23 protein-coding genes are annotated in these 23,909 nt (G+C 74.2%); 9 read left to right on the forward strand and 14 right to left on the reverse strand.

Annotation, left to right across the window (positions count from 1 at the left end):
• Positions 1-134 precede the first annotated feature (134 nt).
• The gene (locus tag ACGF5C_RS13935) at positions 135-491 is read right to left on the reverse strand and encodes a glyoxalase (protein WP_393301102.1); all 357 of its coding nucleotides are present in this window, start codon (positions 489-491) and stop codon (positions 135-137) included.
• Between the two features lie 160 nt (positions 492-651).
• Between ACGF5C_RS13935 and ACGF5C_RS13940 the strand changes: the two genes are divergently transcribed.
• Entirely contained in the window at positions 652-3,507 is a 2,856-nt protein-coding gene (locus ACGF5C_RS13940; protein ID WP_393301105.1) for an aconitate hydratase, read from the forward strand.
• A gap of 122 nt (positions 3,508-3,629) precedes the next feature.
• On the opposite strand, the gene ACGF5C_RS13945 is transcribed toward ACGF5C_RS13940, so the two are convergent.
• The 8 genes from ACGF5C_RS13945 to ACGF5C_RS13980 form a co-directional block, all read right to left on the reverse strand.
• Positions 3,630-4,232 (reverse strand): ATP/GTP-binding protein, encoded by a 603-nt coding sequence (locus ACGF5C_RS13945; RefSeq protein WP_393301108.1) that lies wholly within the window; start codon positions 4,230-4,232, stop codon positions 3,630-3,632.
• Positions 4,213-4,599 (reverse strand): DUF742 domain-containing protein, encoded by a 387-nt coding sequence (locus tag ACGF5C_RS13950; RefSeq protein ID WP_350686947.1) that lies wholly within the window; start codon positions 4,597-4,599, stop codon positions 4,213-4,215. Before ACGF5C_RS13950 ends, ACGF5C_RS13945 begins: the two co-directional genes overlap by 20 nt.
• 5 nt (positions 4,600-4,604) lie before the next feature.
• Entirely contained in the window at positions 4,605-5,024 is a 420-nt protein-coding gene (locus ACGF5C_RS13955) for a roadblock/LC7 domain-containing protein (protein WP_350686945.1), read from the reverse strand.
• 92 nt (positions 5,025-5,116) lie between these two features.
• A complete protein-coding gene (locus ACGF5C_RS13960; RefSeq protein ID WP_393301110.1) occupies positions 5,117-7,738 on the reverse strand; it encodes a nitrate- and nitrite sensing domain-containing protein in 2,622 nt (873 codons plus the stop codon).
• Positions 7,739-7,890: 152 nt separating this feature from the next.
• The gene (locus tag ACGF5C_RS13965) at positions 7,891-9,477 is read right to left on the reverse strand and encodes a prenyltransferase/squalene oxidase repeat-containing protein (RefSeq protein WP_393301113.1); all 1,587 of its coding nucleotides are present in this window, start codon (positions 9,475-9,477) and stop codon (positions 7,891-7,893) included.
• Positions 9,474-10,385 carry a terpene synthase family protein gene (locus ACGF5C_RS13970; protein WP_393301116.1) on the reverse strand — a complete coding sequence of 304 codons (912 nt, stop codon included), beginning with the start codon at positions 10,383-10,385 and terminating at the stop codon, positions 9,474-9,476. Before ACGF5C_RS13970 ends, ACGF5C_RS13965 begins: the two co-directional genes overlap by 4 nt.
• Positions 10,382-11,722, reverse strand: a complete 1,341-nt coding sequence (locus tag ACGF5C_RS13975; RefSeq protein ID WP_393301652.1) for a cytochrome P450 — start codon at positions 11,720-11,722, stop codon at positions 10,382-10,384. Before ACGF5C_RS13975 ends, ACGF5C_RS13970 begins: the two co-directional genes overlap by 4 nt.
• A gap of 231 nt (positions 11,723-11,953) precedes the next feature.
• A complete protein-coding gene (locus ACGF5C_RS13980) occupies positions 11,954-12,868 on the reverse strand; it encodes a GNAT family N-acetyltransferase (RefSeq protein ID WP_393301119.1) in 915 nt (304 codons plus the stop codon).
• 92 nt (positions 12,869-12,960) lie between these two features.
• Here ACGF5C_RS13980 and ACGF5C_RS13985 point away from each other — a divergent pair, with 92 nt between their 5' ends.
• Positions 12,961-13,209, forward strand: a complete 249-nt coding sequence (locus ACGF5C_RS13985; RefSeq protein WP_393268845.1) for a DUF2630 family protein — start codon at positions 12,961-12,963, stop codon at positions 13,207-13,209.
• Positions 13,210-13,254: 45 nt separating this feature from the next.
• On the opposite strand, the gene ACGF5C_RS13990 is transcribed toward ACGF5C_RS13985, so the two are convergent.
• Complete coding sequence (locus tag ACGF5C_RS13990; RefSeq protein ID WP_393301122.1) at positions 13,255-14,190, reverse strand: serine protein kinase RIO; 936 nt, start codon at positions 14,188-14,190, stop codon at positions 13,255-13,257.
• Positions 14,191-14,538: 348 nt separating this feature from the next.
• Positions 14,539-15,408 carry a carbon-nitrogen hydrolase family protein gene (locus tag ACGF5C_RS13995; RefSeq protein WP_393301125.1) on the reverse strand — a complete coding sequence of 290 codons (870 nt, stop codon included), beginning with the start codon at positions 15,406-15,408 and terminating at the stop codon, positions 14,539-14,541.
• Positions 15,409-15,513: 105 nt separating this feature from the next.
• Between ACGF5C_RS13995 and ACGF5C_RS14000 the strand changes: the two genes are divergently transcribed.
• The 6 genes from ACGF5C_RS14000 (at position 15,514) to mug (ending at position 19,879) form a co-directional block, all read left to right on the forward strand.
• A complete protein-coding gene (locus tag ACGF5C_RS14000) occupies positions 15,514-16,086 on the forward strand; it encodes a helix-turn-helix domain-containing protein (protein WP_350685345.1) in 573 nt (190 codons plus the stop codon).
• Between the two features lie 163 nt (positions 16,087-16,249).
• The gene (locus tag ACGF5C_RS14005; RefSeq protein WP_393301128.1) at positions 16,250-17,152 is read left to right on the forward strand and encodes a TIGR04222 domain-containing membrane protein; all 903 of its coding nucleotides are present in this window, start codon (positions 16,250-16,252) and stop codon (positions 17,150-17,152) included.
• Positions 17,149-17,967, forward strand: coding sequence for a DUF692 domain-containing protein (locus ACGF5C_RS14010; protein ID WP_393301131.1), 819 nt, complete (start codon positions 17,149-17,151; stop codon positions 17,965-17,967). The genes ACGF5C_RS14005 and ACGF5C_RS14010 overlap by 4 nt, the downstream gene beginning before the upstream one ends.
• Complete coding sequence (locus ACGF5C_RS14015) at positions 17,964-18,410, forward strand: hypothetical protein (protein ID WP_393301134.1); 447 nt, start codon at positions 17,964-17,966, stop codon at positions 18,408-18,410. The genes ACGF5C_RS14010 and ACGF5C_RS14015 overlap by 4 nt, the downstream gene beginning before the upstream one ends.
• A gap of 54 nt (positions 18,411-18,464) precedes the next feature.
• Positions 18,465-19,232 carry an SDR family oxidoreductase gene (locus ACGF5C_RS14020; protein ID WP_363705376.1) on the forward strand — a complete coding sequence of 256 codons (768 nt, stop codon included), beginning with the start codon at positions 18,465-18,467 and terminating at the stop codon, positions 19,230-19,232.
• Complete coding sequence (mug, locus tag ACGF5C_RS14025; protein WP_393301138.1) at positions 19,232-19,879, forward strand: G/U mismatch-specific DNA glycosylase; 648 nt, start codon at positions 19,232-19,234, stop codon at positions 19,877-19,879. The genes ACGF5C_RS14020 and mug overlap by 1 nt, the downstream gene beginning before the upstream one ends.
• A gap of 4 nt (positions 19,880-19,883) precedes the next feature.
• Here the strand turns inward: mug and ACGF5C_RS14030 are convergent, their stop codons facing one another.
• The 3 genes from ACGF5C_RS14030 to ACGF5C_RS14040 form a co-directional block, all read right to left on the reverse strand.
• Positions 19,884-21,860, reverse strand: a complete 1,977-nt coding sequence (locus ACGF5C_RS14030) for an ABC transporter ATP-binding protein (protein ID WP_393301655.1) — start codon at positions 21,858-21,860, stop codon at positions 19,884-19,886.
• A gap of 112 nt (positions 21,861-21,972) precedes the next feature.
• A complete protein-coding gene (locus tag ACGF5C_RS14035; RefSeq protein ID WP_393301141.1) occupies positions 21,973-22,740 on the reverse strand; it encodes an enoyl-CoA hydratase/isomerase family protein in 768 nt (255 codons plus the stop codon).
• Between the two features lie 46 nt (positions 22,741-22,786).
• Positions 22,787-23,014 carry a helix-turn-helix domain-containing protein gene (locus ACGF5C_RS14040; protein ID WP_007462679.1) on the reverse strand — a complete coding sequence of 76 codons (228 nt, stop codon included), beginning with the start codon at positions 23,012-23,014 and terminating at the stop codon, positions 22,787-22,789.
• Positions 23,015-23,220: 206 nt separating this feature from the next.
• On the opposite strand from ACGF5C_RS14040, the gene ACGF5C_RS14045 reads away from it, so the two are divergent.
• On the forward strand, positions 23,221-23,820 hold the full coding sequence (locus tag ACGF5C_RS14045; protein WP_393301144.1) for a cadmium resistance transporter: 600 nt from the start codon (positions 23,221-23,223) through the stop codon (positions 23,818-23,820).
• Positions 23,821-23,909 lie beyond the last annotated feature (89 nt).

A 23,909-nucleotide genomic window follows, 5' to 3' on the forward strand; every position in this document is an offset into this window, starting at 1 on the left:
ACCGAGGCCCTCGCCGACTGGATCGCCACCCGCGGCTACGCCGCCTGATCCAGAACCCGACACCACCGACAAGGGCCGGCCCCGAACGGGGCCGGCCCTTTCGTCATGCCTGCAGCCAGGCAGTCCCGCCGCGGTCAGTCGAGCGGGGCGAGGAACTCCAGGCGGTTGCCGTGCACATCGTGGGAGTGGAACCGGCGCATCCCGGGCAGTTCGTCGTCTCCCCAGGTGACCGGGTAGCCGGCGGCGGCCAGCCGGTCGGCGAGCGCGTCGAGGTCGGGCCGGAGCAGGCCGGGGTGGGCCTTGCGGGCGGGGCGGAAGTCGTCCTCGACGCCCAGGTGAAGTTCTGCGCCGTGCCCGGTGAACCAGCAGCCACCACGGGCCGCCAACGCCGCAGGTTTGGGCTTCTCCGTCATGCCGAGCACCCCCACGCAGAAGGCGCGGGACGCGTCCTCGGAGCCACGTGGGCAGGCGAGCTGGACGTGATGGATCATGGTGGTACCTCCTCGTCCCGAACGATGGCACGAGGTTGCGCAGCTAGCAAGACGGACGTACGGTTTTGTTGACGACGAGAATCGGCGGTAAGTGTCCCCTAACCACGGCGGCACCCCGGCCGGTGCGACAGACTGCTCAGGACTACTCACGGTCGCTGGTGTGAAGGAGTACGACGTGGCGAGCCTCGACACCTTCGGTGCGAAGACCCAGCTACGCGTCGGAGACGCGAGCTACGAGATTTTCAAGATCAGCAAGGTGGAGGGCCACGAGCGGCTCCCCTACAGCCTGAAGATCCTGCTGGAGAACCTGCTCCGGACCGAGGACGGCGCGAACATCACCGCCGACCACATCCGGCAGCTCGGCGGTTGGGACCCCACCGCCGACCCGAGCGTGGAAATCCAGTTCACCCCGGCGCGGGTGCTCATGCAGGACTTCACCGGCGTGCCCTGCGTGGTCGACCTGGCCACCATGCGCGAGGCCGTCCGCGACCTCGGCGGCGACGCCACGAAGGTCAACCCGCTCGCCCCGGCCGAACTGGTCATCGACCACTCGGTCATCGCCGACCTGTTCGGCCGCGAGGACGCCTTCCAGCGCAACGTCGAGCTTGAGTACGAGCGCAACAAGGAGCGCTACCAGTTCCTGCGCTGGGGCCAGACCGCGTTCAACGAGTTCAAGGTCGTCCCGCCGGGCACCGGCATCGTGCACCAGGTCAACATCGAGTACCTGGCCCGTACGATCATGGAGCGCAACGGCCAGGCGTACCCGGACACCGTGGTCGGCACCGACTCGCACACCACGATGGTCAACGGCCTGGGCGTGCTCGGCTGGGGCGTCGGCGGCATCGAGGCCGAGGCCGCCATGCTCGGCCAGCCGGTCAGCATGCTGATCCCGCGCGTGGTGGGCTTCAAGCTCTCCGGCGAGATGCCGGCCGGCACCACCGCCACCGACCTGGTGCTCACCATCACCGAGATGCTGCGCAAGCACGGCGTGGTCGGCAAGTTCGTCGAGTTCTACGGCCCGGGCGTGAGCGCCGTGCCGCTGGCCAACCGGGCCACCATCGGCAACATGTCGCCGGAGTACGGCTCCACCGTGGCGATCTTCCCGATCGACGGCGAGACCGTCCGCTACCTGGAGCTGACCGGCCGCGACCCGCAGCAGGTCGCGCTGGTCGAGGCGTACGCCAAGGAGCAGGGCCTCTGGCACGACCCGGACGCCGAGCCGGAGTACTCGGAGCGCCTGGAGCTCGACCTGAGCACCATCGAGCCGTCCCTGGCCGGTCCGAAGCGCCCGCAGGACCGGGTGCCGCTGGGCAGCGCCAAGACGCTGTTCCGCTCGGCGCTGACCGACTACGTGGCCGCCGACGAGACCGGTGGCGACCGGAGCCGCACCGCTGGTGTGCCGCAGCAGGAGAAGCCGTTCGGGGTCGTGGGCCACGCCGACGAGGCCAGCGCCGAGTCCTTCCCGGCCAGCGACTCCCCCGCCAACGGCGTCAGCGACCCGGCCGACGCCCCGCGCGACCTGGAGACGGCCGCGGTCGGCGCCGGCGGGCGGGCCAGCAACCCGATCCGGGTCACCGGCGACGACGGCACCGAGTTCGAGCTGGACCACGGCGCCGTGGTGATCGCCGCGATCACCTCCTGCACCAACACCTCCAACCCGCAGGTCATGATCGGGGCGGCGCTGCTGGCCCGCAACGCGGTGGAGAAGGGCCTGACCCGCAAGCCGTGGGTGAAGACCACCCTGGCCCCGGGCTCCAAGGTCGTCATGGACTACTACGAGCGGGCCGGCCTCACGCCCTACCTGGAGAAGCTCGGCTTCCACCTGGTCGGCTACGGCTGCACCACCTGCATCGGCAACTCCGGCCCGCTGCCGGAGGAGATCTCCGCCGCCGTCAACGACGCCGACCTGGCCGTCGTCTCGGTGCTGTCGGGCAACCGGAACTTCGAGGGCCGGATCAACCCGGACGTCAAGATGAACTACCTGGCGTCCCCGCCGCTGGTGGTCGCGTACGCGCTGGCCGGCACGATGGACATCGACCTGGCCAACGAGCCGATCGGCGAGGACAGCCAGGGCAACCCGGTGTTCCTGCGCGACATCTGGCCGAACACCGCCGAGATCCAGGACGTCATCGCCTCGGCGATCGGCGCCACCGGCTTCAGCTCGGCATACGCGGACGTCTTCGCCGGCGACGAGCGCTGGCAGTCGCTGCCCACCCCGACCGGCGACACCTTCGCCTGGGCCGGTGACTCGACCTACGTCCGCAAGCCCCCGTACTTCGAGGGCATGGAGCGGGAGCCGAAGGCGGTCGCCGACATCGGTCCGGCTCGGGTGCTGGCCAAGCTGGGCGACTCGGTGACGACCGACCACATCTCCCCGGCCGGTTCCATCAAGGCCGACTCCCCCGCCGGCAAGTACCTCGCCGAGCACGGCGTGCCGCGGCACGAGTTCAACTCGTACGGCTCCCGCCGGGGCAACCACGAGGTCATGATCCGGGGCACCTTCGCCAACATCCGCCTGCGCAACCAACTGGTCCCGGGTGTCGAGGGCGGCTTCACGGTCAACCACCTGACCGGCGAGCAGACCTCGATCTACGACGCCTCGGTGGCCTACCAGGAGGCGGGCGTCCCGCTGGTCGTCCTGGCCGGCAAGGAGTACGGCTCCGGGTCGTCGCGGGACTGGGCGGCCAAGGGCACCATGCTGCTCGGCGTCAAGGCGGTCATCGCCGAGTCGTACGAGCGGATCCACCGCTCCAACCTGATCGGCATGGGCGTGCTCCCGCTGCAGTTCCCGGCCGGCGAGACCGCCGAGTCGCTGGGGCTCACCGGCACGGAGACGTTCACCATCACCGGGGTGACCGCGCTGAACGACGGGCAGACCCCGCGCACGGTCAAGGTCAGCACCGACACCGGCGTCGAGTTCGACGCGGTGGTCCGGATCGACACCCCGGGCGAGGCGGACTACTACCGGCACGGCGGCATCCTGCAGTACGTGCTGCGCCGCATGATCGCCAGCTGACGCACCATCGAACAGGGCCCCTCCCGCGCTCGCGGGAGGGGCCCTGTCGCGTACCGGCTCGGCGCTCTCCGGGCGAGGCGGCGTCGCGGCTCACCTGCCCGCGCGCCGACCCCGCGGTGGGGTCACTCGGCCCGGCGGCGAGCGTCCCGGGTCTTCATGGCGTGCTCCAGCAGCGTGATGAGCACCTCCTTGCTCGACTCCCGCTGCCGGGCGTCGCAGAGCAGCACCGGCACCCCGGGGTCGAGGTTCAGCGCGGACTGCACCTCGTCGAGCTGGTACTGCCGGGCGCCCTCGAAGCAGTTCACCGCCACCACGAACGGCGTGCCGCGCCCCTCGAAGTAGTCGATGGAGGGGAAGCAGTCCGCCAGCCGTCGGGTGTCCGCCAGCACCACCGCGCCGATCGCGCCGAGCGCCAGCTCGTCCCAGACGAACCAGAAGCGGTCCTGCCCGGGGGTGCCGAAGAGGTATAGCACCAGGTCGTCGCTGATGGTGATGCGACCGAAGTCCATCGCCACCGTGGTGGTCTGCTTGCTCTCCACCCCGGAGAGGTCGTCGATGCCGACCCCGCTCTCGGTCAGCACCTCCTCCGTACGCAGGGGGCGCGTCTCGCTGACCGCGCCGACCATGGTGGTCTTGCCCACGCCGAAGCCACCCGCGACGAGGATCTTGATCGCGGTGGGCAGTGGCGGCGCTCCCGCCGGCCGCTCAGAGTGCCCGTAGTCCATTGATTACCGCCTCGAAAACGCTGTTGTCGGGAAGGCCGGCCGTGGTGCGCGGCTCGCGCACCTGCACCAGGCTGCGGGCCACCAGGTCGCCGAGCAGGACCCGGATGGTGCCCACCGGCAGGTCCATGTGGGCGGCGATCTCGGCGACGGACTGGATCCGCTGGCAGAGCCCGACGATCGCCAGGTGCTCCGGACCCAGTCCGACCTCCGGAGTCACGTCCGCGCGGGTCGCCGTCACCAGCGAGATCAGGTCGAACGTGCCCGTGACCGGCCGGGCCCGGCCACGGGTCACCGCGTAGGGGCGCACCACCGGGCCGGCGTGGTCGTCGACCCACTGGTGCTCGGCGGACTCCCCCTGCACCGTCATCGCGGTTACTTCTCGTCGGCCGGCTGCTCGGTCCGCGACGGCGACGCGACGTACTTGCCGACGCGGGTGACCAGCATCGCCATCTCGTAGGCGATCAGGCCGACGTCGGCGTCCTCGCTGGCGAGGACGGCCAGGCAGGCGTTGCGCCCGGCCGCCGTGACGAACAGGAACGACGACTGCATCTCGATGATGGTCTGCTGCACCTGCCCGCCACCGAAGCGCTTGCCCGCGCCCCGGGCCAGGCTCTGGATGCCGGCCGCCATCGCGGCCAGGTGCTCTCCGTCGTCCCGGCTGAGCCCTCGCGAGGCGGCCATCAACAGGCCGTCCGTCGAGAGCGCGACCGCGTGGTCGGCCTGCTTCACCCGGCCGACCAGATCATCCAGCAACCACGTCAGGTCGGCACTCGAAGCCGTCTTCTGCGCCACTCGTCGTCCTCTTCTCCCCCGGCTGTTGTCGCCGTACTCGTCTGGGCTGACCGCCACGCCGCGGGGTCACCCCGCAGTGCGGGCAGTGCCGGTCAGGTCGCCTGCTGATCGCCGACGTCGGGTCCCTCGCCGGCCCCGGTTCCCTCGCCTGTCTCGGGCTGACCGCCGCCGGCCCCGCCGAGCAGCCGGGCGGCGTCCGTACGGCCACGCCGGGTGCCGCTCTGGTAGGAGCTCATCATCCGGCGCACCTGCTCCGGCGGGCGTACCGTGTCCTCGTCGTCGTTCCCGGCGGCGGGCTCGTCGCGCAGTTCCGGCGCGAGGCTGGCCTGCCGGACCCGGACCGGCAGCCCGGACCCGGTGCGCACCTGCTCGGGGCAGGGCACCCGCGCGGGGCCGGCGGCCGTCGTGCTCCCGGCGCCCGCCTGCGCCGCTCCGGCAGCCGGGACGGTCTCGTCAGGGGTGGCGGCCTCCGCCGGCGCGGACGTCTGCGGGGCGGCCACGGCCGGCCGGGCGGCGGTCACCGGCAGTCCGGTCGGGAAGGTCGGGCCGTCCAGGGCCGGCTGCGTCGAAGCGCCCCGGGCCCGGGTCGGCAGCCGCTCCTCCGTCGGGGCGGTGGCCGACAGGCTCCGGCCGCGCGCCCGGGTGGGCAGGGCGTCCCCGGCGGAGTGCCCGGCGGGGGCCTCGGCGTCCGGCGTCGGCCGCGGCGCGGCCGACGGCTCGGCCACGGCCACCGGCGCCGTGGCGGGCTGCCCGGCGGCGGGAGTGGACGCGCCCGCCGCCGGCGCGGCGGCCGGTGCACCGGCCGGGAAGCCGCCGGAGGTGCTCGGGTCGGCGTCGTCGGTGGTGACCAGCTCGGCCGGGATCAGCACGACCGCGGTGGTGCCGCCGTACGCCGACTCCTTGAGCTGCACGCGCACGCCGTGCCGCTCGGTCAACCGGCTCACCACGTAGAGCCCCAGGCGGGAGGCGTTGGCGAGGTTCAGCTCGGACTGGTCGACGATCCGGTGGTTCGCGGCGGCCAGGTCCTCCTCGCTCATGCCCAGGCCGCGGTCCTCGATCTCGATGGCGAAGCCGTTGGCCACCATCTGCCCGCGCACCTCGACCGTGGTGTGCGGCGGGGAGAACGACAGCCCGTTCTCGATCAGCTCGGCGAGCAGGTGGATGACGTCACCGACCGCGCGGCCGGTCAGCGAGACCGGGCCGAGGGGCAGCACGTTGACCCGGGTGTAGTCCTCGACCTCGGCGACCGCGCCCCGGACCACGTCGACCATCGGCACGTTGCGCCGCCACGCCCGGCCCGGGGTGGAGCCGGAGAGCACGATCAGGTTCTCCGCGTTGCGCCGCATCCGGGTGGCCAGGTGGTCGACCCGGAACAGGTCCTCCAGCTCCTCGGCGTCGTGCTCGCGGCGCTCCATCGCGTCGAGCAGGGTGAGCTGGCGGTGCACCAGCGCCTGGGTACGCCGGGCCAGGCTGAGGAAGACGTCCCGGACGTTGCGGCGCAGCTCGGCCTGCTCGACGGCGGTGCGGATGGCGGTCTCCTGCACGGCGTTGAACGCCTTGCCCACCTGGCCGATCTCGTCGTCGCCGAACTCCAGCGGGGGCGCCTCCTTGGCGACGTCGACCTCCTCGCCGTGGCCGAGCCGCTCGACCACGCCGGGGAGTCGCTCGTTGGCGAGCCCGAACGCCGCCTCGCGCAGCCGCTCCAGCTGCCGCACCAGGGCCCGGGCGGTGGTGACCGACATGACGATGGAGGCGATGACGGCGAGCAGGCCCAGGCCGGCGGCCAGCACCAGCCGGACGATGACGCCGGCGGCGATCGGCGTGGACCGGTCCACGAGCGCGTCACCGGCCTCGATGATGAACCGCTGCTGCTCCTCGACCACGACGTCCGCCGCCGCGCGCCACTGGCCCGCCGTGATGGTCGGCGCGCCGGAGGTCCGTCCCTGCAGGACCACCCGGTCCTCCAGGGCCCGGAACGAGGTGTACGCCTCGCTGCCGAGCAGCGCCTCGTACCGCGTGAGGTCGGCGCCGGCCAGGTCGGAGCGGGTCTGGCTGTCCAGGTAGCGCTGGGCGCCGACGGTGCGGGCGAAGGCGGCGGACTCCTCCGGGGTCATCCGGCCCGCGGCGAGCGCCCCGGTGACCAGCGCGTCCTCCTGGGACATGAGTTCCCGGACCCGGACGAGCTGGATCAGCGCCCGGGTCTCCTGCGCGAACTGCTCGTCGTCCAGGTTGCCCAGCGACCCGTACATCCGCAGCGTCGTGTCGATGAGCCCGGTGTACGCCTCGGCGGCGGCGGTCCGGTCCACCTGGCGGCTGCGGATCGACTCGCGCACGCTGTCCAGCTGGTCCAGCCCGGCGACGACCGCGTCGATCTGCCGCTTGCTGTCGTCGCTCGCCGCCAGGTCCACCCGCCAGCCGCTGACGGACTCGCGGAAGTCGTCGACGACGGCCTGGGTCCGCTGCCACTGCGCGTCGAGCTGGGCCCGCTCGGCCTCGCCGGCCCCGCCCAGGTACGCCGCGGAGGCCCGGCGCTCCGCCTGCAGCTCCAGCACGAGCGGCTCACCCGGCTGGGCGACCCGGCTGTCGAGCGTCTGCACCCAGAGGAGGGTGACGCCCTCCCGCAGGGTCACCCAGGCGGCGAAAGCCCACAGCGCAACGAGCGAGGCCAACATAGCCACGACTTTCCGGCGCAGATTCGAGCTGCGGGAACCCATTTGAAACCATCCCTGGCGGGGAGCCTGATTCATCCGATCGGTGGTAGCGCATGTCGCTTCGACCGACCCGGCGCACGGTAGCAGTGTCAGGACGATCGCTCAAGCAGTGCTGATCATGACGCTGGGCGGTGGACCGCGGCCCGGCCGGGCGATCAGTGTCCTATGTGGCCGCTCAGTCGCGCCAGGTGCCGCGCCGTCAGCACGGCGGCCCGCACGATCAGCACCGGATGGTAGAGATCCTTGTCGTGCCACAGTGGAGCCGCGTGCCCGGTGACGTCGTCGCGGTCGTCGAGGAAGGCCACCGCGCGCCGCACGGCGGCGCCGACCCCCGGCCGCGGCGGCCGTCCGGTGCCGAGCAGCACCTGCACGGCGTACGCGGTCTCCTCCGGAGTGCCGTCCCACAACCCCCACGAGCCGTCGGCCCGCTGGGTGTCCCGCACCCAGTCGACCGCCCGGTCGAGCGCCGCGGCGGCAGCCTCGGGCGCGTACTCGGCCAGGGCGGCGGCGACGGCCGACGTGGCGTAGTACGGCGAGGCGTGCCAGCGGTCCGTCCACCGGCCGTCGGGGAGCTGGCCGTCGATCAGCCAGCCGGCCACCCGGCGCGCCACGTCGGCGTACGGTCGGCCCGGTTGGTGCCGGGCGTGCCAGCCCAGCGCCTCCAGCACGTGCGCGTTGGTGGTGACCGACGCGCCGTCCTCGCCCTGCCAGGTGCAGAAGCGTGCCCCGGTGTCGTACCCGAGCAGGCTGTCGGGGGCGACCGGGCGGCCGAGACGGGCCAACGCGAATAGGGTGACGGCGGTGGTGTCGGCGTCCGTCGGCAGCCCGGGCGAGGTCGCCGCGCCGGCCGGGCCGACCGCGGCGGCCAGGTCGGCGACCATCCGGCCGGGGACGTCCACGGCCGCGCCGACCCGGGCGAGGCTGCTGAGCACCCACGAGCGCTCGAACACGGCGATGGGCGTCGTGCACGGCACGGGCCCGCCCCCCGGGCCGACGGCGTTCGTCAGGTAGCCCAGCGCCGCCCGGTCCACGTCGGGGCGGGAGGGGTCGCCCAGCCAGGCGGCGGTGGCGGCGGGCGAGGCGCCCACGGCGCCGGAGACGGGCCGGACGGGCAGCCGCACCCGCGTCCGCTCGTCCAGCACCTCGAAGGCGTGCAACAGCTTCTCCGGCACGGGCCCGCCGGCGGCGAGCAGCCGGCCGACCGCCTCGGACCGGTGCCGCGTCATGCCGTGCGGCATCGGCAGCGGCAGCGCGTGCGCCCACCGCGACGGCTCGGCGCCACCGGCCGGGCACAGCAGCGCGTCGATCCGGTCGAGCAGCGCGGGCACGATCAGGTCCACACCCGGCATGTCCGGCACCGGTTCGTCGGCGGCCAGCAGCCGCCGTAGCGCCCCGACGCCGCGGTCGAGCACGGACGGTGGCAGGTGCGCCGTCTCGCCCCGCTCGGCACGCCCCACGCCGGGCACGGACCTCAGCAGCGCCTCCACCGCGCTCAGGGTCGGCACCAGGCCGTACGCGCCGGGCGCCCCCCACGCGCCGTCGGCCCGCTGGGCGGCCACCAGGTAGCGCAGGCGCCCGGCGTGCCCCGGCAGCCAGGGCGCGTCGCTGACCAGCCGCGCCGTCTCGTACATCGAGGGCGAGACCGTGCCGGCGGGGTCGGCGGCCATCGCCGCCACGAGCGCCTGCCCGGCGGCGAGCCCCGGCCCACCGACCCCCGCGACGGCGACCGGGGCCGCGGTCACGCCATCCCCCAGAAGTCGGCGAGCTGGTAGAAGCCGCTGCTGAAGCCGATCTGCCGGGCCAGGTAGTCCGCCTCGCGTGGGCAGGCCGACCGGAGCGGGACGAGCATCCGCCGGCAGTCGTCCACCAGGGCGGCGAGCCGCTGCTCCACCTCGGCACGGTCCTCGACCAGCAGGAGGGCGTTGAGGTCGCCCCAGCGCAGGTCCCGCTCGTACGTGCCGAGGTCGTTGACGAGGCGCAGGGCGCGCTGCACCTCGTCGCTGACCGCGACCAGGTCGTCCAGCCGGGCGAGCGTGGCCTCGTCCCCGGTGTGGATCCAGTGCGCGACGTTGACGATCGTGCAGGCGTGGTTGTCGGCGTTGGCGAGGTACGCGTCGAGGCTCGGCAGGGCCGCCCGGTCGCCGGAGCGCCAGGCCGCCTTCCACGCCCACTCCTGGGCCATCGCCCGCACCGTCGCGTCCAGGCGGTCCCGCCACAGCGGACGGTGCACGGCGAAGGCCGGGGCCGCCGCGAGTTCGTCCTGGAGCGCGGCCAGGTAGGCGCCGAGGTGGTCGTCGGTGGCGGGCGGCTCGCCGGCGGCCACCGAGCGGCAGCGCGCGACGAGCCGGTCGACCTCGTCCCGGGACTGCGCCCGGTGGTCGATCAGCCAGTCGAGGGCGAAGCCCCACAGCACGGTCCGGTTGGCGGCCCGCAGCTGCTCCGGCGTGCACCACGGGGCGCCGAACGCGATGGCCAGCGAGATGTTGGCGAACAGCATCGTGTCGAACGGTTCGGCGGGGAACAGGTCGGGGTGCGCGGCGGCCGACGCCTGGAGGTCCCGTTGCCCGCGGACCGCCAGGCCGCAGATGCGCCCCTGCTCCTGCGCGTCACGCAGCTCGTCCCGCCCGCGCTGCGCCGGTGCCGGGATCACGCCGGCCTCCGCTCGCGGACCGGGGACAGCGCCAGGACAACCGGCTTGCCCGGGCGCAGGGCCGCCGCCAACTGCCTGGGCGGCATCCCGGGCTCGCGCAGCCGGAAGCGGTAGCGGCTGAGGATCGTGGCCACCACCAGCGGAGCCTCCAGGTTGAACAGGTACATGCCGAGACACTGGTGCGGGCCGCCGCCGAACGGGAAGTACGCATACCGGTGGCTCCGGCGCGGCTGGTCGGCGCGGAACCGGTCGGGGTCGAAGGTGTCCGGACGGTCCCAGTACCGGGCGAGCCGCTGGGTGACGTAGGAGCTGACGACGACGATGCTGCCGGCGGGGATCCGGGTGCCGCCGATGACGTCGTCCGCCAACGCCGTACGCGGCAACAGCCAGCCGGCGGGATACATCCGCAGCAGCTCGTCCACGACCGACCGGGTGTAGGTGAGGGCGCCCAACTGCTCCCGGCTGATCACCCGGTCGGCGCCCACCACCTCGTCCAGCTCCGCGTAGAGCCGTTCGGCGATCCCGGGGTTCGCGTCGAGGATCGGCCACAGCCAGGTCAGCACGGCGTAGGTGGTCTCGGTCGCGGTGGCGAACGAGGCCACCACGTCGTCGCGGACCTGCCGTTCGTCGAGCGGGCGGCCGTCGGCGTCCCGGGCACGGGTCAGGGCCGCGAGCAGGTCGTCGCCGTCGCGCGGGTTGGCGAGTTCGGCCCGCACCAGCGGCAGCATGATGTCGTCGACGACGCCGATCGCGCGGCGCAGCGCGCGGTCCCCCGGCACCGGCACGGCGTCGGGCACGAAGGGCAGGAGCAGCCGCGCCCGCAGCGCCGTCACGACCGTGTCCTGGGCGGCGACGATCCGCAACTGGTCGGCGAGGCTGACCCGGTCGGCGAAGAAGACGCTGCTGATCGCCCGGCAGATGACCCTCCCCAGCTCCGCGCCGGCGTCCAGCCACCGGCCGGTGCGGGCCGGCTCCTCGAGCTCGTCCACGGCCTCGCTGACCGCGCGGCTCATGGTGTCCACCAGGGAGTCGATGCGTTTGGCCGTGAAGTGCGGCTGCATCCGGGCTCGGCTGGCCTGCCACTTCGGCCCGTCGGACAGGATGCCCTCCCCGGTGAGCCGCCGCACCGGCCGCCAGAGCATGCTCTGCCCGCCGCGGGTGTAGTTGGCCTCGTTGTCGCGCAGGATGTGCTGCACGTGGGCCGGCTCGGTCACCAGGTACGGGCGGACCGTCCCGACGTTGAGCCGGACGATCTCGCCCTGCGCCGCGTCCGCCAGCGCGACGAGCTCGCGCAGCGGATCGCGCAGCAGGCCCGGCAGCATCCTCCACAGTGGCACGGTCCGCGCCGCCCGCCCGTGCGGGCCGTCGGCATTCCGGTCAGCCATGGCACCCCTGCACCTGCGGCTCCTCCCCGATCACAGTCACGCTCCGCTGTGACAGACCGTCCGCCGGACGGCTGCCTTACGTCACGATTCGGAGAGCATGCCATCACCCGTTCGGACCCGCCAGAGCCGTACGAGAATTTTGCTCATGGGAATGCTGATCCACGAAGGAATTCGTGTCGGGCGTCACTCCTGGAGCGTGCGCAGGTAACGCCACTCGGCGGCCACCTGGCGGTAGCCGAACCACTCGTTCACCGCGCGCATGGCGTCGTTGCCGGCGTCGTTGACGGTGAAAGCCCGCCGGTAGCCGGCCGACCGGGCCGACCGCAGCGACACGTGCTTGACCAGCCGGGCCAGACCCCGGCCCCGCCACTCCGCCCGGGTACCCGTCATCCCCGACAGGTAGCGGTCGCCGCCGTCGGTCAGCGCGACGCTGAACGCCACCACCACCCCGTCCGCCACGGCCACCGTGGTGAGACCCCGGTCGAGGTCCGGCCGGTCCCAGTACGCGGCCCGCCAGTCGGCGTAGCCGATCTCGTCCATCCCCACGTCGCCCGGCTCGTCGGCGGCGGCGGCCAGGTCCGCCTCGTAGAGCGGGCGCGGATCGGGCAGGTCGGCGGCCGTGGTCAGCCGCACCCCGGGTGGCGGCGCGGGCGGCGCCGGCAACGTCGCCGCCAGGTCCAGGCGCAGGATCAGGTTGCGTCGGCCGGGCCGGTAGCCGCGTCCCTCGGCGAAGGAGAGAGCCGCCGGCCCGTCGGCCACCCGCGCGTACGCCCGACGCACGCCGAGCCCGGCGAGCCGCTGCTCGGCGGCGGCGAGCAGCGCCGACCCGACGCCCCGCCCCCGCCGCTCGGGGCGCACGACCAGGTTGACGAAGCCGAGCCCGGGCTCGGCGCTCTCGTGCAGCAGTCCCGTCCGGGCGACGCCGGCGATCCCGTCACCCGTCTCGGCGACCAGCATCCCGAAGCGCTCCGCGGGCTTGCCGGTCGCCTGCCAGGCGAGCAGCTCGGGCGTGACGACCAGGTGGGGCACGGCGGCGCGGAGCAGGCCGGCCACCGGCGGCGCGTCGCGCGGTCCGGCGGCCCGGACGGTGGGGACCATGGCTGGGCAACCTACCGCAGCGGCCGGCACGGCGGGGGGCGGCCGGCGGTGGAATCCGGGCGCGCCCGCACGGCCTGTGCCAGGCTCAGGGCATGGACGACAAGACCATCCTGAACCGGATCTCCGAGCTGGTCGACGAGGAGCACCGGCTGCGCGCCGACGCACAGGCCAACGAGTCGGGCACCGACGACGACGCCCGCAACCGGCTGCGCGAGCTGGAGGAGTCCCTCGACCAGTGCTGGGACCTGCTGCGCCGGAGGCGGGCCGCCCGGCAGACCCACGGCGACCCGGACGCCCAGGGGATGCGCCCCAAGCCCGAGGTCGAGCGCTACCTGCAGTGACCCGGGCTCCGGGGCGGCCGGCGCCGGCCGCCCCGGAGCACCCGGTCAGCGGATCCCCGCCTCCCGCAGCAGCAGCGCGGTCAGCGCCGCCGGGTCGGCCTCCCCCGCCGGCAGCCCCCGGGCCGCGAACCAGGTCGCCACCACCCGGACGTCGCGGGCCAGGAACTCCGGCCCCTGCGGGTTGGCCACCACGTCGACCACCTGCGGCAGGTCGATCAGCACCAGCCGCCCCGCGTGCACCAGCAGGTTGTACGGCGACAGGTCGCCGTGCGCGAGGCCGGCGCGGGCGAGCACCATTAGGGCGTCCACCATCTGGTCCCACAGGTCGCGCAGCTCACCGGCCTCCGGCCGCAGCTGGGCCAGCCGGGGCGCGGCCAGCCCCTCGGCCGGGTCCCCGAGAAACTCCAGCATCAGCTCCGTGCCGCGCAGCTGCACCGGGTAGGGGACGGAGATCGTGCCGTACCGGGTGCCGATCTCCCAGAGCCGGGCCAGCGCGGCGAATTCGGCCGCCGCCCACTGGCCGGCGATCATCTGCCGGCCGAACGCGGTCCGCCCGGCCATCGCCCGGTTCTCCCGTGACCGGCGGACCCGGCGCCCCTCCAGATAGCCGGCGTCGCGGTGGAAGAGCCGGTGCTGGGCGTCCCGGTAGCGCTTGACGGCCAGCAGGCAGGACCGGTCGGTGCCGGGCACGGCCCGGCGCACCAGGTGGACGTCCGCCTCCTTGCCGGTCTTGAGCACACCGAGCTCGGTGTCCTTCGCGGCCAGCTCGGTGACCAGCCAGTCCGGGTGGGGCTGCGGGCCGTGCACGGCGTCGTCCCAGGAGGACCAGCGCTCCCCCGTGTCGGGGTCCGGCTCGGCGTCGGGGTCGGCGGGGGCGGGCTCGGCCGCCCGGCCGCGCTTCAGGAAGAGCGGTTCGTCATCGTCGAAGCGGCGCTTGCCGCGGGTACGGCGCTCGCGCGCCGGAAGGTCATGATCGCGCACTGCGGTGGTGATCCCTTGCTCGAGGCTGATGGAGGCAGGTGGATGTGACCTGCGAAGACGGCCATGACCGACCCCCTCTCCTCGACCGGGCGCACGCCCGGGTGCACGATGCGCCGACCATGCTCACGGCCCGGCGGCGCCCGGTCAACCGAATTTCCCGAGCCACCCCGACCCGCGCCCCCGGAGCCAGACGCTGGGCAGGCCGACGGCGGCGCCGATGCCCGCCGCCGACCCGTCGCCGACGAGCCAGGCGCCCGGTCGAGCAGGGTGTTGTCCAGCAGGAGCAGCGGCACTCGGGCACCCCACGGGGCTCCGGTGCCCGCTGACAGGCCCGAGCGGCGGCCTCCGTCAGGCCGGCAGCGACGAACGGGCGCGGCCCTGGTCGGGAAGGCGGTCGAGCAGCATGGAGTGGGCCGCCCGGGTGGCCGCGAGGGCCTCCGGCGCCAGCGCGACGACCAGCACGGCCTCGCCGGTGTCCGCGCCCCGCGCCAGCGGCCGGCCCTCCGGGTCGTAGACCGCGGCGCCACCGTTGAACCGCCACGGGTCCGCGCCGTCGACGCAGTTGGCGAACACCACGTACATCGTGTTGTCCAGCGCGCGGGCGGCGTAGTAGAGGTCGCGGCGGTGCTCGGAGCCGGCCAGGTAGCCGCTCGGGCACAGGTAGCCGTGCGCCCCGTCGGCCGCGGCGGCGCGGCCGTGCTCCGGGAAGCAGCCGTCGTAGCAGATGCCGAGACCGAGCCGCCAGTCGTCGACGAGCAGGGTGGCCCCCCGGTCGCCGGGGCTGAACAGCTCGCGTTCGCCGCTCCAGAGCTGCTGCTTGTCGTACCCGACGCGGACCACGCCGGCCCGGTCGACCACCAGGGACGAGATGGTCCGCCGCCCGTCCGGGTGCCGGACCGCCGCGCCGACCACCACGGCGGCGCCGCCGTCGCGGGCGGCCTCGCGCAGCGGGTCCAGCCGAGGGTCGGCGACGGCCGCCGTGGCGTCGGCCGCGACGTCGGTGCCGGCCGGGTCGGCCGCGAGCGTCGGCGGGTGGTACGCGGGCAGGAAGAGCTCGGGCAGCACGGTCACCCGGGCGCCCCGTTCCGTCGCCCGGCGGACCAGCCGGGCGGCGCTCGCCGCGTTGCCGGCCACGTCTCCGGGGACAGGCTCGGCCTGCACGGCGGCGACGGTCAGCGGGGCGGCGGGGACCGCGACGGCGGCGGGGAGTGGCGTCACGGCCCGATCCTAGCCGGCGGGCGAAGGCCCGATGATCATTCGTGCGGCGCAACCAAGCCGTACGTACGGTTTGCGTGACGGGGGGTGACCTGACACGATCGACCCGTGCCCAGAGTAAGTCAGGACCAGCTCGACGCGCGCCGGCAGGAGATCCTCGCCGCCGCGCGGGCGTGTTTCGCGCGGCACGGCTACGAGGGCGCCACCGTGCGTCGGCTCGAAGAAGCCACCCGGCTGTCCCGGGGTGCGATCTTCCACCACTTCCGCGACAAGGACTCGCTCTTTCTCGCGGTCGCCGAGGACGACGCCGCCGCGATGGTGGAGACGGTCGCCCGCAACGGCCTGGTCCAGGTGATGCGCGACCTGCTGGCCGGCGCGGTCTCCCCCGACACCACCGGCTGGCTCGGCAGCCAGCTGGAGGTCTCCCGGCGGCTGCGGACCGACCCGGCGTTCGCCAAGCGGTGGGCGGAACGATCGGCGGCGGTCGCCGAGGCGACCCGCGAACGGCTGGCCCGCCAGCGGGAGGCGGGCGTGCTCCGCGAGGACGTGCCGATCGACGTGCTGGCCCAGTTCCTCGAACTGGCCTACGACGGCCTGGTGCTGCACCTCGCGATGGGACGCCCCGCCGGCGACCTCGGCCCGGTGCTCGACCTGGTCGAGGAGGCGGTCCGCCGCCGCTGACCGCCCGACCCCGGCACGGCGCCGGCCCGGGTCGCCGCCCCGGGTTTCCGGAGCCGCCACCCGTTTCCGTATCGGTCCGGTAACTCGCCCCCCGCGGTCGGTCCGCCCTGGCGGAACTGCTCCACAATGAGGCCGCGATCCCCTCGTACGACAGGAGCAGCAGATGTCTGTCCTCGCCGCACCGGGTGACACCTGGGGCATCCCCGGGCCCGTCTTCCTCCGGGTCTACCTCCTCGCCGCCGCCGTGGTCGTCGTCGGCGCCATCGTCCACCGCGTCCGCGTCCTCGCCGGCCCGCCGGCCGGCGACGTCGGCCAGCTCGGCCCGCAACAGGTCGCCTACCTCAACGGCGGGAAGGAGCTGGCGATCTGGGCCTCGCTCGGCGGACTGCGGGGCAGCGGGGCGGTCGGCGTACGGCCCGACCGGCGGCTGACCACCGGCGGCCCCATGCCGGCCGGGACCACGCCGCTGGACCAGGCGATCCACCTCGCGGCCGGCCGGAACGCGACCACCCGCGAGCTGCACCGCGACGAGTGGGTACGCCGGGCGCTCGACCAGCTCCGGACCGACCTGGAGCAGCGCGGGCTCGCGCTCACGCAGGCACGCCGGGCGGCGCTGCGCCAGTGGGCGTTCCTGCTCACCCTCCTGGTGGCGGTCGGTGTGTTCCGGATCTTCGCGGGTCTGTCGAACGATCGTCCGGTGGGTTGGCTCGTGCTGAGCCAGATCCCGCTGATCGTGGTGGCCGTCCTGCTGTACCGGGTGCCCTGGCGGACCCGCGCCGCCAACCGGGAGCTGCGCGGTCTGCGACAGCAGCACACCTACCTCGCGCCCGCGTCGGCCCCCGCCTACGCCACCTACGGCGCGGCGGGCGCCGCGATGGGGGTGGCGTTGTTCGGCACCGCGTCGCTGTGGGCGATGGACCCCGGCTTCGCCGAGCAGGCCGAGATCCAGCGGCAGGCGGCGAGCGGCGGTGGCGGCTCCTCCGGCTGCGGTGGCGGCAGCTCGTGCAGCGGCGGCAGCTCCTGCGGCGGCGGAGGCGGCTGCGGCGGGGGCGGGTGCGGGGGATGACCGGCCCGCGCGGGGTGGGCATCGGCTGGCGACCGGAGATCGCGGGTTTCGTCGCCGACCTGCCCGGGCTGCGCTTCGTGGAAGTGGTCGCGGAGGGCGTCACCGCAACCGGGCCGCTGCCCGCCGGGCTCGCAGCGCTGCGCGAACGCGGCGTGACCGTCGTGCCGCACGGCGTGCGGCTCTCCCTCGGCGGCGCGGAGCCGGTCGACCCGGCCCGGGTCGCCCACCTGGCCGCGGTGGCGGAGCTGGTCGAGGCGCCACTGGTCAGCGAGCACATCGCGTTCGTCCGGGCCGGCGGCGTCGAGGCCGGCCACCTGCTGCCGCTGCCACGCAGCCGGGAGGCCGTCGACGCGGTCTGCGCCAACGTCGCCCGCACGCAGGCCGAGCTGCCGGCGCCGATCGCGCTGGAGCCGATCGCCGCCCTGTTCGACTGGCCCGACGACGAGCTCGACGAGGCCGACTTCCTGACCGAGATCCTGGACCGCACCGGCGCGTTCCTCCTGCTCGACGTCGCCAACGTGTACGCCAACGCCCGTAACCGGGGCGGCGACCCGGTCGCGCTGCTCGACCGGCTGCCGCTGGAACGCATCGCCTACCTGCACGTGGCGGGCGGCGCCGACCACGGCGGCTTCTACCACGACACCCACACCGACCCGGTGCCCCCGGCGGTGCTCGACCTGCTGCGGGAGCTGTGCGCCCGGCACCGGCCGCCGGCGCTGCTGCTGGAACGCGACGGGCACTACCCGCCCGCGGCCACGCTGCGCGCCGAGCTGGACTCCCTCGCCACCGCCTCCGGCTTCCCGGCGGTGACGTGAACGGCGACCTGGCCGCCCGGCAGGCGGAACTGGTGGCGGCGTTGGTGGCCGGCGGTCCGCCCCCGCCCGGCTTCGACCCGACGGCGCTGGCCGCCGCCCGGGCCGCGCTGCTGCGCAAGCGGGCCGGGGACGTGGCCCGGCACTGGCCGCTGCTCGCCGCCGGCCTCGGCACGGACTGGCCGGCGACCTTCCACCGGTGGGCGGCGGGGCGGCCGACCGCCGGCTCCCTGCGCGACGGCTGGGACCTCGCCCGCGACCTGCGCGACCGGGACTCGCTGCCGCCGCTGGGCGCAGAGGAGCTGGCCACCCGGGAGGCCACCGGCCGCTACGACGGGCACAAGCCGCCGCGGCCCCGCCGCCTGCCGGGGTGGGGGCGCGCCGGCGGCGCCGTCGCGGTCCAGCTCGCCGGTCGGGTACGCCTGCTGCGCCCCGCGCGCCGCTGAACCGACCCACCGCCCCCGGCTGGCGCATCCGCCGGGTACGGCAGGATCGACGGCATGGATCTCGGACTGACCGATCGGGTGTACGTATTGACCGGCGCCTCCCGCGGCCTGGGCTACGCGACCGCGGAGTGCCTCGTCGCCGACGGCGCCCGCGTGGTGCTCTCCGCCCGGGACGCCGACGCGGTGGCCGCCGCCGCGCAGCGCCTCGGCGGGCCGGAGCGGGCCGTCGGGCTGACCGCCGACCTCGCCGACCCGGAGACACCGGAGCGCCTGGTGGGGGCGGCCCGCGAGCACTTCGGGCGCCTCGACGGGGCGCTGGTCTCGGTGGGCGGACCGCCGCCGGGCAGCGCCGCGTCGGTCACCGACGAGCAGTGGCGCCGCTCCTTCGAGACGGTCTTCCTGGGCACCGTCCGCACGGTGCGTACGGTCGCCGCCGCCCTGGGCGAGGGCGACGGCGGCGCGATCGGGCTGGTCCTGTCGACCTCGGCCCGTTCGCCGGTGCCCGGCCTGGGCATCTCCAACGGCCTGCGGCCCGGCCTGGTCGGGATGGCCAAGGACGTCGCCGACGAGTACGGGCCCCGGGGCGTACGGATGGTCGGTCTGCTGCCCGGGCGGATCATGACCGACCGCAACGTCGAGCTGTTCGCCGCCACGGGCGACCCCGAGCGGGCCCGCGCGGAGGCCGAGGCGGGCATCCCGCTGCGCCGCATCGGCGCGCCGGCGGAGTTCGGCCGGGTGGCCGCGTTCGTGCTCTCCCCCGCCGCGAGCTACCTCACCGGGGTCACCGTGCCGGTCGACGGTGGCGCCCTGCGGAGCCTGTAGTGGTCCCGTCTCCCCACGGACCGGTCGGGGCCGGGGGCATCGGACGGGGTGGCCGCCCCGGACCGACACCCGGCCCCGGGGATGCCGCGCACCGCTATCCGCGGCCCACACGGGAGGAACTCGCCGCGGCGGCGGACCGCACGATTCCCGACCTCGTCGCGCCCGGGCTGGACGTGCTCTTCGTCGGGATCAACCCGGGACTGTGGTCGGCCGCGACCGGGTGGCACTTCGCGCGGCCCGGCAACCGGTTCTGGCCGGCGCTGCACCGGGGCGGCTTCACGCCCCGGCTGCTGCACCCCGCCGAGCAGGACGAGCTGCCCGGCCTCGGGCTGGGCATCACCAACATGGTCGCGCGGGCCAGCGCCCGGGCCGACGAGCTGACCGCCGCCGAACTGGTGGAGGGGGCGGAGATCCTCACCGGCAAGGTCGAGCGGTACCGCCCCCGGTGGGTCGCCGTGGTCGGGGTGACCGCGTACCGCATCGGGTTCGCCCGGCCGAAGGCGGCGTTCGGCCCGCAGCCGGAGCCGCTCGCCGGCGCCCGGCTCTGGGTGCTGCCCAACCCCAGCGGCCTGAACGCGCACTTCACCCCCGAGACCCTCGGCGCGGCGTTCGGCGAGCTGAAGGCGGCGGTCGCCGCCACCGGCTGAGACGTCAGTTGGCCGCGGCCGGCGGCATCGCCTCGTCGGCGACGTAGGACCGCAGCGGCAGACTCACCGGCTCGGGGCCGGTCGCGTCCACGTACGGGGTGGGCGAGTCGGCGACCGCGAACTGGGTGCGGTAGAGCTCGGCGTAGAGCCCGCCCACGGCGACCAACTCCTCGTGCCGGCCCCGCTCGACGATCCGACCGTCGTCGAGGACCAGGATCTGGTCGGCGTCGCGGACGGTGGAGAGCCGGTGCGCGATCACCAGCGCCGTACGCCCGGTCAGCGCCACCGACAGCGCCCGCTGCACCGCCGCCTCACTCTCCGAGTCGAGGTGCGCGGTCGCCTCGTCGAGGATCACGATCGACGGGGCCTTGAGCAGCAGCCGGGCAATGGCGATGCGCTGCTTCTCGCCGCCGGAGAAGCGGTAGCCGCGCTCGCCGACGGTGGTGTCCAGCCCGTCCGGCAGGGACCGCACCAGGTCGGCGACCTGCGCGCCGGCCAGCGCCGCCCAAATCTCGTCGTCGGTGGCGTCCGGCTTGGCGTAGCGCAGGTTGTCGGCGATGGTCTCGTGGAACAGGTGCGAATCCTGGGTCACCACGCCGATCTCGTCGCGCAGCGAGTCGAAGGTGGCGTCGCGGACGTCGACCCCGCCGACCAGCACCTGCCCGTCGGTGACGTCGTAGACCCGGGAGATCAGCATGGACAGCGTCGACTTGCCGGCGCCGGAGGGCCCGACCAGCGCCACCATCTGCCCCGGCTCGACGGCGAACGAGACGCCCTTGAGCACCGGCTCGTTGACCGTACGGTCCAGCGCGGCGACCTCCTCCAGCGAGGCCAGCGAGATCTCCGCGGCGCTGGGGTAGCGGAACCGCACGTCGCGGAACTCGACCCGGCCGCTGCCCCGGGGCACCGCGACGGCGTCGGGCTTCTCCTCGATGGCCGGCTTCAGGTCGAGCACCTCGAAGACCCGGTCGAAGGAGACCAGCGCGCTCATCACGTCCACCCGGACGTTGGACAGCGCGGTCAGCGGGCCGTAGAGGCGGGTGAGCAGCAACGCGAGGGTGACCACGGTGCCGGCGCTGACGTTGCCGGTGACCGCGAGCCAGCCGCCGAGGCCGTAGGTGAGCGCCTGGGCCAGCGAGGCGACCAGCAGCATCGCGACGAAGAATGTCCGCGAGTACATCGCGGACTGGATGCCGATGTCGCGGACCCGCTCGGCCCGCCCGGCGAACCGGCGCGCCTCCACCTCGGGCCGGCCGAAGAGCTTCACCAGCAGCGCTCCCGAAACGCCGAAGCGCTCGGTCATCGTCGCGTTCATCTTCGCGTCGAGGTTGTAGGACTCCCGGGTGATCTCGGCGAGCCGCTTGCCGACCCGGCGGGCCGGGATGATGAAGACCGGCAGCAGCACCAGCGACAGCGCCGTGATCTGCCAGGAGAGGGTGAACATCACGGCGGCGGTGAGCACCAACTGGATGACGTTGCTGACCACGCCGGACAGCGTCGACGTGAACGCCCGCTGGGCGCCGAGCACGTCGTTGTTGAGCCGGCTGACCAGAGCGCCGGTCTGGGTGCGGGTGAAGAACTGCAGCGGCATCCGCTGGACGTGGTCGTAGACCCGGGTGCGCAGGTCGAGGATGATGCCCTCGCCGATGCGGGCCGAATACCACCGCTGGGCCAGGGAGAGCAGGGCGTCGGCCACGGCGAGCACGGCGATGACCAGGGCCAGCCGCACCACCAGGTCGCCGGCCCCCGAGCCGCCCCGGCTGATCGCGTCGATCACGTCGCCGGCGAGCACCGGGGTGGCGACCCCGATGATCGCGGCCAGCACCACGGTCACCAGGAAGACGACGATGTCGCGGCGGTAGGGCCGCGCGAAGGCCACGATCCGGCGGGCCACGCCGCGCTTGAGCCGGTGCGTGGAGATCTCGTCGCGGCTGCGCATCGACCGGAGCATGCTCCAACCGGCCATGCCGCCACCGGACATCGGGTTGGACACGTTCACCTCCGGGTCGTCGGGTCGACCGCACCGTCAGGTCGATTCTCCCGACGACTCTGACAACCTCGGTCGTAACCCGGATCTTCCCGAACGGTCCTTACTATTCTCCCCGCCCGGCGAGATCGCGCAGTCGACGCGTCTGCGCCTCGCGCTCGGCCCGCTGCTGCTCGCCGGCGGACCGGCTGGCGGCGCCGGCCAGCAGCGCCTTGATCTCCACCACCGCGTCCCGGTTGTTGGCCAGCAGACCCGCCGTCAGGTCGCGCACCGCGGCGTCGAGGTCGACGTTCGGCACGACCAGGGTGGCCAGGCCGATCCGGTCCGCCTCGGCGGCGTCCATCCGCCGGCCGGTGGCGCAGATCTCCAGCGCCCGGGAGTAGCCGACGAGGTCGACCAGGCGCTTGGTGCCGGCGAGATCCGGCACCAGGCCGAGCGTCACCTCGGCCATGGAGAACTTCGCGTCCTCGGCGAGCACCCGCAGGTCACAGGCGAGCGCCAGCTGGAAGCCGGCGCCGATCGCGTGGCCCTGCACGGCGGCGACGGAGACGATGTCGGGCCGGTGCAACCAGGTGAAGCCGCCCTGCAACTCCGCGATGCGGTCCGCGCACTCCTGCTCGGGCAGGGTGGCGAGCTCGGCGAACGAGCCCGGCCCGGAGGCGCCGGCCACCGTCAGGTCGAGGCCGGCGGAGAACGCCCGCCCCTCGCCACGGACGACCACGACGCGGACGTCGCCGGGCAGGTCGCGCGCGAAGTCGCTCATCGCGCGCCACATCGCCGGGGTCTGGGCGTTGAGCACGTCGGGCCGACACAACGTGACCGTCGCGACCGGCCCTTCGCGTTCCAGCCGAACCCCGGTCGCCTCGGCGGTCACCGGACGACCCGGGGCGCGGTGCTGGTGGACGACGCTGGGGGGCGGGTCACGCCTTCTTGCGGCGCCGGGCGCCGCCGCGCTGCCGCAGCTGCACCCCGGACTCGGTGAGCACCCGGTGGATGAACCCGTAGGAACGGCCGGTCGAGGCCGCGAGCGCGCGGATGCTCTCACCCGAGGTGTACCGCTTTACCAGGTCCTTGGCGAGCGTCTGACGCTCGGCTCCGACGATCCGGCGACCCTTCTCAGTGCTGGTGGCTGTGCCAGTGGCTGCCATGCTGTGTCCTCACGTCCCAGACTGTGCGGTTCGGATACGGTCCCACCTATTAGACCGCCTCGAACGATCATGCGCCAGATATCAACTCTTCGCCAACCGACACGCTATGCGTTGTCATCTTCCCGATAGAGTGATACTCCCGACGGGGCCGGGGTCGACGCAGCGTGCCCGCGCGGGGGCGGCGGGCGCTCCGTACCCTGCCTGACGTGACGGACCTCCTCGACACGGCCGCTGGCGCGGCGGTGGTCTTCGCCGCCACCGACATCGACGACATCGTCGTCCTGACGCTGTTCTTCGTCGCCGCCCGCAGCACCGGCCGCCCCCGCACCTGGCAGATCGTGGCCGGGCAGTACCTGGGCATCGGCGCGCTGGCGCTGGCCAGCGCGGTGGTCGCGGCCGGGCTGCTGGTGGTGCCCGATCCGTGGACCGGGCTGCTCGGGCTGCTGCCGATCGCCCTCGGCGTGCACGCGCTGCTCGACCGGGAAGCCGACGAGGCCCCGGCGGTGGTGGGCTCCACGCTCGGGGTGGCCGGGGTGACGATCGCCAACGGCGCGGACAACATCGCCGTCTACGTGCCGGTGTTCCGCGCCCTCGGGCCGGCCGACAGCGCGGTGTTCCTGCTGGTCTTCGTGGTGCTCGTCGCGCTGTGGTGTGCGGCGGGCGCCTGGCTGGGGGGCCACCCACGGGTGACCGGTGTGGTCGAACGAGCCGGCCACTGGCTCGTCCCGGCCGTGTTCATCGCCATCGGCGTGGTCATCCTGGCCACCTCGAACGTCCTCCCCCACCTCCTGGCCCTCCTGCGCTGACCCCCTCGCCGCGAGCCGCGTTGATCATGAAGTTGTTGCGCTCCTCCCCGGCGTGTCGCGACAACAACTTCATGATCGACGCCGTGGGC

Origin of the sequence: Micromonospora sp. NPDC047620 (assembly GCF_043205005.1) — a bacterium.
In the GTDB taxonomy this organism is placed as follows: domain Bacteria; phylum Actinomycetota; class Actinomycetes; order Mycobacteriales; family Micromonosporaceae; genus Micromonospora.